This is a genomic window from Paractinoplanes ovalisporus (assembly GCF_016834655.1).
In the GTDB taxonomy this organism is placed as follows: domain Bacteria; phylum Actinomycetota; class Actinomycetes; order Mycobacteriales; family Micromonosporaceae; genus Actinoplanes; species Actinoplanes ovalisporus.
Genome location: NZ_JAENHP010000004.1, coordinates 589,782 through 603,154 on the forward strand (window position 1 = coordinate 589,782; position 13,373 = coordinate 603,154).

12 protein-coding genes are annotated in these 13,373 nt (G+C 69.6%); 6 read left to right on the forward strand and 6 right to left on the reverse strand.

Going from position 1 to position 13,373, the window contains the following annotated elements; all coding sequences use genetic code 11:
- The first annotated feature begins 78 nt into the window (after nt 1-78).
- Both JIG36_RS16810 and JIG36_RS16815 read left to right on the forward strand, forming a co-directional pair.
- Nucleotides 79-435 (forward strand): histone-like nucleoid-structuring protein Lsr2, encoded by a 357-nt coding sequence (locus JIG36_RS16810; RefSeq protein WP_203377189.1) that lies wholly within the window; start codon nt 79-81, stop codon nt 433-435.
- 479 nt (nt 436-914) lie between these two features.
- Nucleotides 915-3,437: an ATP-dependent Clp protease ATP-binding subunit gene (locus tag JIG36_RS16815; protein WP_203377190.1), complete on the forward strand. Its 2,523-nt coding sequence runs from the start codon at nt 915-917 to the stop codon at nt 3,435-3,437.
- A gap of 267 nt (nt 3,438-3,704) precedes the next feature.
- On the opposite strand, the gene JIG36_RS16820 is transcribed toward JIG36_RS16815, so the two are convergent.
- From JIG36_RS16820 to JIG36_RS16830, 3 genes are all read right to left on the reverse strand, one after another.
- Nucleotides 3,705-5,090 carry a glycoside hydrolase family 43 protein gene (locus JIG36_RS16820; RefSeq protein WP_203377191.1) on the reverse strand — a complete coding sequence of 462 codons (1,386 nt, stop codon included), beginning with the start codon at nt 5,088-5,090 and terminating at the stop codon, nt 3,705-3,707.
- On the reverse strand, nt 5,087-7,591 hold the full coding sequence (locus JIG36_RS16825; protein WP_203377192.1) for an alpha-L-arabinofuranosidase family protein: 2,505 nt from the start codon (nt 7,589-7,591) through the stop codon (nt 5,087-5,089). Before JIG36_RS16825 ends, JIG36_RS16820 begins: the two co-directional genes overlap by 4 nt.
- Before the next feature lie 128 nt (nt 7,592-7,719).
- Nucleotides 7,720-8,616 (reverse strand): iron-sulfur binding domain-containing protein, encoded by an 897-nt coding sequence (locus JIG36_RS16830; RefSeq protein ID WP_203377193.1) that lies wholly within the window; start codon nt 8,614-8,616, stop codon nt 7,720-7,722.
- Nucleotides 8,617-8,637: 21 nt separating this feature from the next.
- Here JIG36_RS16830 and JIG36_RS16835 point away from each other — a divergent pair, with 21 nt between their 5' ends.
- The 4 genes from JIG36_RS16835 to JIG36_RS16850 all read left to right on the forward strand — a co-directional run bounded on the left by JIG36_RS16835 (nt 8,638) and on the right by JIG36_RS16850 (nt 11,041).
- Entirely contained in the window at nt 8,638-9,141 is a 504-nt protein-coding gene (locus JIG36_RS16835; RefSeq protein WP_203377194.1) for a glycine cleavage system transcriptional repressor, read from the forward strand.
- Complete coding sequence (gene def, locus JIG36_RS16840; protein WP_203377195.1) at nt 9,138-9,674, forward strand: peptide deformylase; 537 nt, start codon at nt 9,138-9,140, stop codon at nt 9,672-9,674. Before JIG36_RS16835 ends, def begins: the two co-directional genes overlap by 4 nt.
- A gap of 83 nt (nt 9,675-9,757) precedes the next feature.
- Entirely contained in the window at nt 9,758-10,525 is a 768-nt protein-coding gene (locus JIG36_RS16845; RefSeq protein WP_203377196.1) for an adhesin, read from the forward strand.
- Entirely contained in the window at nt 10,526-11,041 is a 516-nt protein-coding gene (locus JIG36_RS16850; RefSeq protein ID WP_203377197.1) for a 2'-5' RNA ligase family protein, read from the forward strand.
- Between the two features lie 10 nt (nt 11,042-11,051).
- Here JIG36_RS16850 and JIG36_RS16855 read toward each other — a convergent pair whose 3' ends face one another.
- From JIG36_RS16855 to disA, 3 genes are all read right to left on the reverse strand, one after another.
- Nucleotides 11,052-11,669: a DUF6518 family protein gene (locus JIG36_RS16855; protein WP_203377198.1), complete on the reverse strand. Its 618-nt coding sequence runs from the start codon at nt 11,667-11,669 to the stop codon at nt 11,052-11,054.
- A gap of 113 nt (nt 11,670-11,782) precedes the next feature.
- Nucleotides 11,783-12,127: a hypothetical protein gene (locus JIG36_RS16860; protein WP_307872757.1), complete on the reverse strand. Its 345-nt coding sequence runs from the start codon at nt 12,125-12,127 to the stop codon at nt 11,783-11,785.
- Between the two features lie 14 nt (nt 12,128-12,141).
- Nucleotides 12,142-13,332: a DNA integrity scanning diadenylate cyclase DisA gene (gene disA / locus JIG36_RS16865; protein WP_203377199.1), complete on the reverse strand. Its 1,191-nt coding sequence runs from the start codon at nt 13,330-13,332 to the stop codon at nt 12,142-12,144.
- Nucleotides 13,333-13,373 lie beyond the last annotated feature (41 nt).

A 13,373-nucleotide genomic window follows, 5' to 3' on the forward strand; every position in this document is an offset into this window, starting at 1 on the left:
TTGACGGGCGACTGCGCCTTGGCGTTATTGTCTGTGCGTTGCTGTGGGGAGAACCTGTGTTCGGGAGGATAACGGCGCGTGGCCAAGCAGATCATTCACAAGCTGGTCGATGACATCGACGGGGGCGACGCCGACGAGACGGTGAAGTTCGCTCTCGACGGCATTCAGTACGAGATCGACCTGTCGGAGAAGAACGCCACCAAATTGCGGGAGCTGTTCGACCCGTACGTAGCGGCCGGTGCCAAGGTCGCCCGCGGCGGGGTCGTCGTCGGCGGCCGGGCCGCCCGGGGCCGCGGCGGTGCGACCGCCGACCGCGAGCAGAACAAGGCGATCCGGGAGTGGGCCAAGAAGGCCGGCAAGGACATCTCCGACCGGGGTCGTATCCCGCAGGAGATCGTGGACGAGTTCCACGCCAAGGGACCGGGTCGTAACTGACCCGACCACCCCGGACAAGACGCAGCAGGGTCCGCCGCACACTGTGCCGCGGGTGCCGCCGACGAGAAGACGCACTGGCCGCAACGACTGTGGGGTTTGCAGTCGCTGCGGCCAGCGCGTCTTCTCGTCGGTTACAAGGCGCCCGCCCGCGGAGCGAAGCGACGCCAGACTGCTCGGACCCGCTGCTTTTCGCTCGATCTTCGTCGTGCCCCCGTAGGGTTATCCACAGGTGGGGACAACGTTGTCCACAGGCTGTGGATGACGGATCGGCAATTTCGCTGTCCGCGTAGCCGTTCGGCTGGGGGAACAGGCTCTGAGCGTGCGAAGTTGGCTAAATCAACGTTGCGGACGGTTTCGAGGGGCCGCGAGGGCCCAGCAAGACCACCCGGCGGCGATAGAGTTATTAGTGCGGGCATCACCGATGCCCGTGCGCTGGCCCCGCCAGACATTGGCGCACGGCACGTGAGGAGCACGAGGGCATGTTCGAGCGGTTCACCGACCGAGCGCGACGGGTTGTCGTCCTGGCCCAAGAAGAGGCCCGGATGCTCAACCACAACTACATCGGGACCGAGCACATCCTGCTCGGCCTGATCCATGAGGGTGAGGGCGTCGCCGCCAAGGCTCTGGAGAGCCTGGGCATCTCCCTCGAGGGAGTGCGGCAGCAGGTCGAAGAGATCATCGGCCAGGGTCAGCAGGCGCCGAGCGGGCACATCCCGTTCACGCCCCGCGCCAAGAAGGTTCTCGAGCTGTCGCTGCGTGAGGCGCTGCAGCTCGGCCACAACTACATCGGCACCGAGCACATCCTGCTCGGCCTGATCCGCGAGGGTGAGGGCGTCGCCGCCCAGGTCCTCGTGAAGCTGGGCGCCGACCTCAACCGCGTCCGTCAGCAGGTCATCCAGCTGCTCTCGGGCTACCAGGGCAAGGAGCCGGCCGCGGCCGGTGCGGCGGCGGGCGAGGCCGCGCCGTCGACGTCGCTGGTGCTCGACCAGTTCGGACGCAACCTGACCCAGGCCGCCCGCGAGGGCAAGCTCGACCCGGTCATCGGGCGCGAGAAGGAAATCGAGCGGGTCATGCAGGTGCTGTCCCGCCGCACCAAGAACAACCCGGTCCTCATTGGTGAGCCGGGCGTCGGCAAGACCGCGGTCGTCGAGGGCCTGTCCCAGTCGATCGTCAAGGGCGAGGTGCCCGAGACGCTCAAGGACAAGCAGCTCTACACGCTCGACCTCGGCGCGCTGGTCGCCGGCTCGCGTTACCGCGGTGACTTCGAGGAGCGCCTCAAGAAGGTGCTCAAGGAGATCCGCACCCGGGGCGACATCATCCTGTTCATCGACGAGATCCACACCCTGGTGGGTGCGGGTGCCGCCGAGGGCGCGATCGACGCGGCGAGCATCCTCAAGCCGATGCTGGCCCGCGGCGAGCTGCAGACCATCGGTGCCACCACCCTCGACGAATACCGCAAGCACCTGGAGAAGGACGCCGCTCTCGAGCGCCGCTTCCAGCCCATCCAGGTCGGCGAGCCGTCGCTGGCGCACACCATCGAGATCCTCAAGGGTCTGCGCGACCGCTACGAGGCCCACCACCGGATCAGCATCACCGACGCCGCCCTGGTGGCCGCGGCGACGCTGGCCGACCGGTACATCTCGGACCGCTTCCTGCCCGACAAGGCGATCGACCTGATCGACGAGGCCGGCGCCCGGATGCGCATCCGCCGGATGACCGCGCCGCCGGACCTCCGCGACTTCGACGAGCGCATCGCCCAGGTGCGTCGCGACAAGGAGTCCGCGATCGACGCGCAGGACTTCGAGCGCGCCGCCCAGCTGCGTGACAAGGAGAAGCAGCTGCTGGGCCAGAAGGCGCAGCGGGAGAAGGAGTGGAAGGCCGGCGACCTCGACGTCGTGTCCGAGGTCGACGACGAGCAGATCGCCGAGGTCCTCGGCAACTGGACCGGCATCCCGGTCTACAAGCTGACCGAGGAAGAGACCTCCCGTCTGCTCCGCATGGAAGATGAACTGCACAAGCGGGTCATCGGCCAGGAAGACGCGGTCAAGGCCGTCTCCAAGGCGATCCGGCGCACGCGGGCCGGTCTGAAGGACCCGAAGCGCCCCTCCGGCTCGTTCATCTTCGCCGGCCCGTCCGGTGTCGGTAAGACCGAGCTCAGCAAGGCGCTGGCCGAGTTCCTCTTCGGCTCGGAAGACGCGCTGATCCAGCTCGACATGTCGGAGTTCCACGACCGCTACACGGTGTCCCGCCTCGTCGGTGCCCCTCCCGGTTACGTCGGTTACGACGAGGGTGGCCAGCTGACCGAGAAGGTCCGCCGCAAGCCGTTCTCCGTGGTCCTCTTCGACGAGATCGAGAAGGCTCACCCCGACGTCTTCAACACCCTCCTGCAGATCCTGGAGGACGGTCGCCTGACCGACGGTCAGGGCCGGATCGTGGACTTCAAGAACACGGTCATCATCCTCACCACCAACCTCGGCACGCGTGACGTGGCCAAGGCGGTCTCCCTGGGCTTCCAGGCCTCGGAAGACGTCGAGAGCAACTACGACCGGATGAAGGTCAAGGTCAACGACGAGCTGAAGCAGCACTTCCGCCCGGAGTTCCTCAACCGCATCGACGACACGATCGTCTTCCACCAGCTCCGCCAGGAAGAGATCCTGCAGATCGTCGACATTTTCACGTCGCGCATCGAGTCCCAGCTCAAGAACAAGGACATGGGCCTCGAGCTGACCGACAACGCGAAGAAGTACCTGGCCAAGAAGGGCTTCGACCCGGTGCTGGGCGCGCGGCCGCTGCGTCGCACGATCCAGCGCGACCTCGAAGACACCCTCTCCGAGCAGATCCTCTTCAACGAGCTGCGCCCCGGCCAGATCGTGGTGGTCGACTGCGAGGGCGACCCGGAGAACGTCGAGAAGTCGAAGCTGACCTTCCACGGCGCCGACCGTGGGGTCGCGGTTCCCGACGCGGTTCCGGCCGACCTCGGAGCAACTGCCACCGAGGAGTAAGCCTGTAATACGGAAGCGGCCCGGTGCGTTTTGCGCGCCGGGCCGCTTTCTTGTGGTCGCGGTGGGACGGTTCGGGGCGGGGGATGGCCCACTCCGGGCGGTCAGGCTTGATCCCTGCGTGGACCATCCCCCGCCCCGAACCTCGGTTCGCTTCCGGCGAGGCGGTTGGTTGCGGTTGGTGAGGGCCGCTTCCGCGTACGCGAGGCGTGTGCAGCCCGAGGGAGGGCCGCGCACGCGGCGGGGGGACCACGTGCGCGGCGTCGGGGGTCAGCTCAGCCGGAGGACGGTGCCGGCCGGGCCGAGCGAGACGGTCGTACCGGAGATCCGCAGATAACCGCCGCTCTCCGCGCGGAGCTTGAGGCCGGTGCGGGTGGTCTCCCGGCGCAGCCCGAGCGGCGTCGTGGACAGGCGCAGGCCGCTGCCCAGGTACTGGTCGGGGTGGTCGACCGAACGCAGCACCTCGGTGCCGTCGGTGCGGGCCTCGAAGCGGAACTGGGTCGCGGCCAGGTCGCGCGGCGCCCGCTCGACGACGAGAGCGCCGCCGGTCGAGTGCCGTACGAAATCGTCGGGGTGATCGGCGGGGGAGATGCGGACGATCGGGCCGCCCTCGCCCACCGGCACGCCGAACAGCGGGGTGCCGTCCGGATGCCAGTAGAGCCGCTGGACCCGCGCGTGCCGGTTGGGGTCGTAGAGCGGGTCGCCGGTGATGTCCCGGTAGTCGCGGGCGTGGTAGACCAGCACGTCCGTACGGCCGTCCTCGGCGACCGTGAACGAGTTGTGCCCCGGCCCGTAGCGTGAGGTCGCCGCCGAGGTCACGAAGACCGGGTCGGGTGTCTTCACCCACGACTCGCGCCGCAGCAGGTCGGCGTCGGCGTCCGCGGTGAGCAGGCCCATGCAGTAACGGGCGTCGGTGGCGCTGGCCGAGAAGGTCAGGAACACCCGCCCGTTGCGGATCAGCACGGCCGGGCCCTCGTTGACCCGGAACCCCTGGATCTCCCAGTCGCGGGTGGGTGTGGTGATCCGGGTCGGCTTGGTCGCCAGCGACCACGGCGTGCCCATCCGGGCGATGTAGAGGCTGGTGTTGACCGCGATCTCGGGCTCGCTCTGCGCCCACACCAGATAGCGCCGGCCTCGGTGCGCGAACGTCGTCGCGTCCAGAGTGAAGCCGTCCCACTCGGTTGCCAGCTGGGTCTTGAGCTGCCAGCCGCTCACGTCGAGCGGGTCGGCCAGCGGGGACTCGAGCACGTAGGTGCGGATGCGGAACACGTCGTCGGAGTCGCCGGCGGCGAAGTAGATGTACCACTTGCCGTCGATACGGTGCAGCTCCGGCGCCCAGATGTGCCCGGCCATCTTGCCGCTGGCCGGCCGCCGCCAGATCACCGTCTCGGCCGCCCCCGAGAGACCGGCGAGGGTGGAGGCGCCGCGCAGCGCGATCCGGTCGTACTCGGGGACCGAGCCGGTGAAGTAGTACATGCCGTTGGTGCGGGGCGTGATGAACGGGTCGGCCCGCTGCGTGACCAGCGGCTGCACGGTCGGGACACCGTAGATCTCGGCGTCGGTCCGCGGCTCGGCGGCGGTGGCCGGCGAGGAGGCGGTCGCGAGCCCGGCGACACCGGCCCCGGCCGCGACTCCGAACAGGGTGCGGCGCTTCATCGGATCTCCAAACGCAGGAACGTGACCGAGCTCGCGGGGAAGGTGCGGGTGAAGGTGGAGCCGAGGCCGCGGACCGTGCTGGTCACGGGCAGGATCGGCTCGGCCGAGCGGGTGTTCTGCTCACCGGGGTCGCCGGTCAGCACGGTCATGCGGCCGGTCGGAGCGACCCGGAGGCCGCCGAGATCCACCTTGGTCAGCGCGGGGGAAGGCGAGGCGTTGACCACCTTCACGATCAACTCGCCCGTACGGACGTCGCGGGTCACGACCTGGGCGAACGGCTCGGTGACGGCGTTGTCGTCGAAGCTGCCCCAGACCTCGCCGTCGCGGATCAGGGTCACCTTCGTGCCGCGGACCTCGATCCTCAGGTCGTACGTCTGCCCGGTGGTGACCGTGTCGGGCCGGGTGATCAGCTGTTCCTTGGCCGCCGCGGTCCCGGTGGCCTTCTCGATCGCGCCCTGGGTGTTGTTCCAGCCGCCCAGGTTCCACCAGTACCAGTTGCCCGAGTCCTTGATCCCGAACGGGATGAGGAAGCCCTCGTCGCCGGCGGTCTTGGTGGCCTTGACGGTGATGTCGTAGTCGGTCGCGGTGATGTCGGTGGCCGCCGCGACCATCGTGTTCTCGGCGGCGACGTCGGTTTGCGCGTACGCCCCGTCGGCCACCGCCCAGGTGCCGCGGTTCTCGATCGGCGTCCACCCGTCCGCGTTGCCGTCGTCGAAGTTGTCCTCGAGCAGCACGGTCCCGTCGGGCGTGGTCACCTTGAGGTCGTCGTACCGGGCCGCCGTACGCCACGTCGAGAACCCGACCCGGCCGGTGATCGGCTTGGGCTGCACGACCCGGCCGCCGGTCACCGACGACGGCACCACCCGGTCGCCCACGTTGGTCATGAACAGCTTCTGCATCTGATAGCTGGTCGAGCCCCACGACTCGTCGTTGTCGAGCCAGATCAGGTCGGGCCGCCACTGCACGTTGTCGATGTTGGCGAACAGCGGCGCGTACGAGGCCATCTTCACCACGTCGGCGTTGCGTTCGAGCCCGGTCATGTAGGCGGCCTCGGACAGCGAGTTGAAGAACTTGGCGTCCTGCGACGCGTACTCGCCGAGAAAGACCTTCGGGCCACTGCGGTCGTACGAGTCGTAGCGGTCGTTGTTCTGCAGGAACCAGTTCGGGCTGTTGTAGTAGTGCTCGTCGACCATGTCGCTGCCCGCGGCCTTGTTCTTGGCCCACAGGTTGTCGAACGTGACGCCCATGTCGTCCGGCCCGGAGTTGCTGATCACCGTGACGGCCGGGTACTTCGCCTTGATCGCGTCACGGAACTTCAGGTAGTTGGCGAAGTATTCCTCGGGCAGGTTCTCCTCGTTGCCGACGGCGACCATGGTCAGGCCGAACGGCTTGGGGTGGCCCATCTGCGCCCGCAGTTTGCCCCAGGTCGAGGTGGTCGGCCCGTTGGCGAACTCGATCAGGTCGAGCGTGTCCTGGATGTGCCGTTGCAGCAGGGCCGGGTCGTCGGTGGCCCGGTTCTGGCCGCAGCCGGTCACCAGGGCCGGCACCACGGGCAGCGGGGCGGCGCCGATGTCCTCACTGAACTGGAAGTACTCGTAGTAGCCGAGCCCGTAGCTCTGGTTGTAGCCCCAGAAGTTCGCGTTGGTGGCCCGGGTCTCGACCGGACCGACGGTGTCCTTCCACTGGTACGAACGAGCGCGCGGGAAGCCCGAGGCCGCGTCGTACGCGTAGTGGCTGCCGGTGTTGACCAGGCAGCCACCGGGGAAACGGACGAAACCGGGGCGCAGAGCGGCGACCTTCTCGGCCAGGTCCGCGCGCAGGCCGTTGGCGCGTCCCTTGTACGTGTCGCGCGGGAACAACGACACCATGTCGAGCCGATGGGTGCCGGTGCCGGTCACCGACACGGTCAGCCGCCCGGCGTCGCTGGTGCTCGTGGCGCGCAGTTTCCCCGCGTACCGGGACCAGGTGTTGCCCTTGACGTTGATCGTGAGCGGGTTGGCGAGAGCGGCGCCGCCGGCCGTCGCGAGCGAGATCGTCAGGGCCGAGCCGGTGTCGCTGCGGGCCCAGACCGAGAAGTCGTAGAAGTCGCCCTTCCGGAGCGCGACGCCGCTGTTGTAGCCGGCGTTGGTGATGCTGCCCGGGCCGCTCAGTCGCAGGTAGGTGCGGTTCCGCTCGTTGAGCCGCTCGGTGTCGTCGACCGTGGCCGCGGTGCCGGTGACGGTCCAGCCGGTCAGTCCGGTGTAGGCGCGGTTGTCGGCCGCCTGGAACTCGAAGGAGCGGTTGCGGACCAGTTCGGCGTAGAGGCCGCCGTCCGCGCCGTAGTTGATGTCCTCGAAGAAGACGCCGTACATCTGGTCGCCGATCGCCGGGCCGCTCGTGGCCGGGTCGACCGTGATCGTGTAGTCGGGCGTGGGTGCGGCGGCGGCCGGTGGGGCGACCGCCAGAGGTAGGGCGGCCAGGGCGACCAAGGCGCCGGCCGTGCGGGATCGGAAGCGGGCCACGAGGGTCCTCCCCTTGTTCGCGCTCTCGTGAGTGCGCGACCGGTGGCGTCGTTGTCGCACCTGGGAGCGTGAAGATGGTCGATGTTAGCGTTCACCATAGAGGCAACGCCGACGGAAGGCCAGGGTTGTCACAGAGACTGCGGAGCGACCCGCGGCCCGTCGCCGGCGAGCACAAAAACGTCCTCGGCCAGCGGCTCGACCAAGCCGTCCTCGACCAGCCCGGCCAGCGCCCGGGCCCGTTGCACGTCGTCGTTCCACACCTCGTCCAGGCGCTGCCGCGGGACCGGGCCGGTCGCGTGCCGCAGCACCTCGAGGATCAGGCCGCGCACCTGGCGGTCGGTGCCCGCGTACCGCTGCGGCTTGCGGCTCGGCCCCTCGAGCGCGGGCGAACCGCTGAGCCGCCACGCGCAGACGGCCTCGAACGGGCACTCGTGGCAGCGCGGCGAGCGGGCGACACAGACCAGCGCGCCCAGTTCCATGAAGGCGATGCTGGCGCGGGCGGCCCGGGCCGGCTCCTCGGGCAGCAGGTCGGCCATCGCGACCAGGTCAGCCGCGGTGGTGGTGGGTCCCGCGTCGGGCTTGCCCTCGACGGCCCGCGACACCACGCGGCGCACGTTCGTGTCGACGACGGGGTGGCGTTGCCCGTACGCGAAGGTCGCCACCGCCCGCCCGGTGTAGGTGCCCACTCCCGGCAACGCCAGCAGCTGGTCGAGATCGGACGGCACCTCGCCGTCGTGGCGCTCGACCATCGCCACCGCGCACGCGTGCAGGCGCATCGCCCGTCGCGGGTAGCCGAGCCGGCCCCACATGCGGATCGCCTCCGACGGCGGGTCGGCGGCCAGGTCGGCCGGCGTGGGCCAGCGCGTCATCCAGGAGCGCCAGGCGGGCTCCACCCGTACGACCGGGGTCTGTTGCAGCATCACCTCGCTCACCAGCACACCCCAGGCGGTGGTGTCGGGCTGCCGCCAGGGCAGATCGCGGGCGTTCTTGTCGAACCACGTGATGGCGTCATCGGCGAGAGTCATGGCAGGTCTTACTGTAAGCATGTGCATGAGCTCGCCATCACCGTCATCGGTCCCGACCGGACCGGCATCGTCGCCGACGTGGCCGAGGCCCTGGCCGGGGTCGGCGCCAACCTGACCGACTCCACCATGACCCGCCTCCGCGGCCACTTCACGATGACCCTGATCTGCAACGGGCCGTCTCTCGCGGAGGCCGAGGCCGCGCTGGCGCCTCTCGCCGACGTGGTGAGTGAGGTGCGGTCGGTCGCCCCCGAAGCTGACAAAAAGGACAGCGGTGACCCGTACGTGGTGAGCGTCCACGGCGCCGACCGGCTCGGCATCGTCTCGGCGGTGACCCGCGTGGTCGCGGCCGGCGGCGGAAACATCACCGATCTGAGTACGCGTCTGACCGGCACCCTCTACGTGCTGATCGCCGAGGTCGACCTGCCGGTCGGGGCCGCCGACGAACTCGCCGAGCAGCTCGCGGTCGCCGCCGCCGAACTGGGCGTCGAGGTGACCCTGCGGCGCGCCGAGTCGGAGATGCTGTGACGTCGCCGATCGCCTGGGACGGGCCGGAGGGCAAGGTTCTGCCGGTCGTCACCGCCCCGGCGACGGTGCTCAGCACGGTCGGCGACGAGGTCGACCCGGCCGACCCGGCGATCGTCCAGCTGGCGGCCGACCTGGTCGCCACCATGCGGGTCTCGCCCGGCTGCGTGGGCCTGGCCGCACCTCAGGTCGGAATCGGCGCCCAGATTTTCGCGGTCGACGTCACCGGCCACCCCAAGGCCGCGACCACCCACGGCGCGTTCGTCCTGTGCAACGCGAAGATCATCGAGGCCAGTCGCTGGAAGGCCGGCCGCGAGGGCTGCATGTCGGTGCCCGACCTGACCGGCGACGTGAAGCGAGCCGGCCGGATCGTGGTCGCGGCGACCCTGCCCGGCCGCGGCGAGGAGGTGACGATCACCACCGATGCGTTCGAGGCGCGCGCGTTGCAACACGAGATCGACCACTGCGCCGGAAAGCTTTTTCTCGATCGTGTCGCCGGGGCCCACGCGATCTACCAGCGTAAGGTCTACCTCTGACTCTTTCGTTGTGAGTCGGTGTCGCATAACCCCGGCGCGTCGCGGCTGACTCGCGGGCGCGCGGGTTTACCGTGGGGCCCACTATGCGATCGACGGTTGGTCCCCTTCCTTCCGCCGTCTACTGGCGGCGTCGTGCGGTTGTGCTGGGCGCATTGTTGCTCGGCATCATCGTGCTGTTCGTTTCGTGCTCCGGCGGTGACGACAAGAACGGCAACAAACAGGGGCAGACCCCGACGTCGAACTCGTCGCAGCTGCCGACGCCCGAGCCGGCCTCACCCGAGCCGTCGTTCCTCGACGGACGGCCCGGCAACAACGGCCCCTCGCTGCCGGCCCCCGGTGATCTCCAGTCGCAGCCCGCGGGCGACGGCGAGGGCGACGCGACCGAGACGCTGCCGCCGACCGGGGGCGCCGACCCCGGCAGCGGGCAGAACAACAACGTGACCGCTCCGGCCGACGGCTCCTGCGCCGACGGCGAGCTCAGCGTGACCCCGGTTCCGGCCTCGACGAACCTCAAGCGCGGCCAGTCGGTCCAGATCGAACTGAAGATCAAGAACAACAGCCAGCGGACGTGTTCCCGTGACGTCGGAGCCGACCCGCAGGAGCTCTACATCGACTCCGGCGCCCGCAAATACTGGTCGTCCGACACGTGCAGCACCGCCAAGGGCGGCGACGTGCGTCAGCTCCCGCCGGGTCAGGAACTCACCTACAAGGTCACCTGGAACGGCCGCCAGTCGAGCAACTGCACCGGCGGCTCGGCGTCGGGCCCGAACCCGCCGCCCGGCCAGTTCGAGCTGCGCGCCCGCCTCGGCACCCTGGTCAGCAACCCGGTCACGCTGACGATCACCGCCTGAGTGGTCGCCGCGCTCGAGCTCTACCTGGACGTGGACGCCACCCGCCGGGTCCGCACGCTGTGGCGGGCCCTGGAGGACGAGGGCATCCCGACGCTGAAGTCCCTGCTCAACGACAAGCACCGCCCGCACGTCTCGCTGGCCGCCGCCCGTTCACTGGAGCCGTCGAGGATCGTCGAGGCCCTCGACGGCCTGACCGTGGGCCGGGGCCTGACCCTGAGCATGGACTTCGTCGGCCAGTTCGTCGGGCGGGTGCTGTGGCTGGGCGTCACCCCCACCGCCGAGCTGCTGGCCCACCACGCCGCGGTGCATGAGCGGCTGGCGGCCGCTGGTGTCGAGACGTGGGATCTCTACGAGCCGGGCCGCTGGGTGCCGCACTGCACGGTCTCGATGCGCGTGCCCAATCCGCAGATGGGCCCGGCCGTACGCCGCTGCCTCGAGATCCTGCCTCTGCGGGCGACGGTGACCGGGGCCGGCCTAGCCGACCACGCCAACGGCATCGACGTCAGGCTTGCCTGAATCGTCCGGCTCACCGGAATCCCGTGACGGACAACAGCACCCAGCCGACGGCCGTCAGGGGAAGCGCGATCAGCAGGGCCAGGGCGCGTTCCCGCCACGAACGGCCGACCAGCAGGGTGAGCAGGACGCCCAGGACGATCAGCACCGCACCCGACTCCGCCTGACCGGCCGTGTCGTATGAGGGGTCGCCGATGCGGCGCAACTGGATCACGGCCTCGGCGAACATCACGGCGCCGGGCATGGCCAGGGCCGCGGTCCGCAGGCGACCCGGCCGGCGCGCGATCACCCCGGCCGCCCCGAAGACCAGGCCCGCCACGACACCGAGACCCATCCACAGAAGGGCGTTGACGTTGTACGCGTTGGACAGGTCGTCGTTCTGGATCAGCGTGGCCGCCAGGTAGTAGAACGGCACGGCGACGACCAGGCACACGACCGCCCCGAGCACGCCCACCGGCAAGCTCCAGCGGGTCAGGTAGGCCAGCAGGAAGGCCGCCACCGCCCAGACCGCGATGGAATTCCCCAGATCCCCGAACGGCGACGGCACGTACTTGATCCAGACGAAGTCGAGCGCCCCCAGCAGAACGCCGGCCACGGGAGCCACCACGACGGCGGAGCGGTTGCTGATCATGATCAATGAGCCTACGAACACCCGGCCCGACTCCGCATCGGACCCAGGACAGATCAGGCGTGCGGGCGATCAACCGAACGGTCGACCCACTCCCGCGGCGCCCGAGTACCGATCTATCGCCGCAGGGCTTGCCGCGTGCGGGGCGTCAGGGTGACCAGAGCGACGGCCAGCAGGGTGATCACGGCCTGGCCGACGCGCCCGGCGGTCAGGCCGGGGGAGTTGTCGACGACGTAGTTGGCGTAGAAGTTGGCCGCCGCGTCCGTGACCATGATGAAGCATCCGAGCACCAGACCCGCGGCGGGACGGCACAGCAGCAGGACGACGGCCAGCGCGTCGAGGAAGGTGAGCGACACGAAATAGGCCGCCAGCCAGCCGGGCATTTCGGGATAGCCGCCCATCGCCAGCTGGACGACGTGGACGATCGTGCCGTAGGCGAAGAGCACCACGGCGGCCGGCACGACCAGGGGCGACGTCAGACGTAACGCTCGAGGATCGACGCCTCGGCCAGGCGGGACAACCCTTCCCGTACGCCGCGGGCCCGCGCGTCACCCACACCGTCAACCGCCTGCAGGTCTTCGACCGTGGCCCCGAGCAGGCGCTGGAGGCTGCCGAAGTGGTCGACCAGACGGTCGACGATCTGGGTGGGCAGGCGCGGCACCTTGGCCAGCAGCCGGAAGCCGCGCGGCGACACCGCCGCGTCGAGCGAGTCGCTGGCGCCGGGGTAGCCGATCGCCTTGGCCACGGCCACCAGGTCGATCATCTCGGTCGCGGTGAGCAGGTCGAGCTCGACCAGGCCCTCGTCGAGGGTGCGGGCCTTGCGGCCGGTCGGAAGGTAGTCGCGGATGACCAGGGTGCGGTCGGCGTCGACACCCGCCATGAGCTCGTCGAGCTGCAGCGCGAGCAGCCGCCCGTCGGTGCCCAGCTCGACCACGTAGCCCGAGATCTCGTCGGCGATGCGGCGGACCATTTCGAGCCGCTGCACGACGGCCACCGCGTCACGCACGGTGACCAGGTCTTCGATCTCCAGCGCCGACAGCGTGCCGGAGACCTCGTCGAGGCGCAGCTTGTAACGCTCCAGGGTCGCCAGCGCCTGGTTGGCTCGCGACAGGATGGCCGCCGAGTCGTCGAGGACGTGCCGCTGGCCGTTCACATAGAGCCCGATGATGTGCATCGACTGGCTGACCGAGATCACCGGGAAGCCGGTCTGCTTCGCGACCCGCTCGGCCGTGCGGTGCCGGGTGCCGGACTCTTCCGAGTGGATCGACGGGTCGGGCATGAGGTGGACGGCGGCCCGCACGATGCGGGTGCCGTCGCTCGACATCACGACCGCCCCGTCCATCTTGCACAGCTCGCGCAGGCGGGTCGCCGAGAACTCGACGTCGAGCGGGAAGCCGCCGGTGCAGATGCTCTCGACGACGGCGTCGTGGCCGAGCACGATCAGCGCGCCGGTGCGGCCGCGCAGGATGCGTTCGAGGCCGTCGCGCAGCGCCGTGCCGGGGGCCATGAGGGCCAGATTGGCGCGTAGGGGATCGCCGCTCACGCCGCCGCCCGTGAGGCCGGGGCCGGCTGCGGCGGTGGGAGCCGGACGATGCACCGAGCCGTTGACGCCTGGTCGTGGCGTCGGGCTGGCGGCGGGCTTGGAACCATCGCGGTCGAGCGGCACCTGGACATTCTACGGACTGTCATCCACCCCAACGAGCCGTG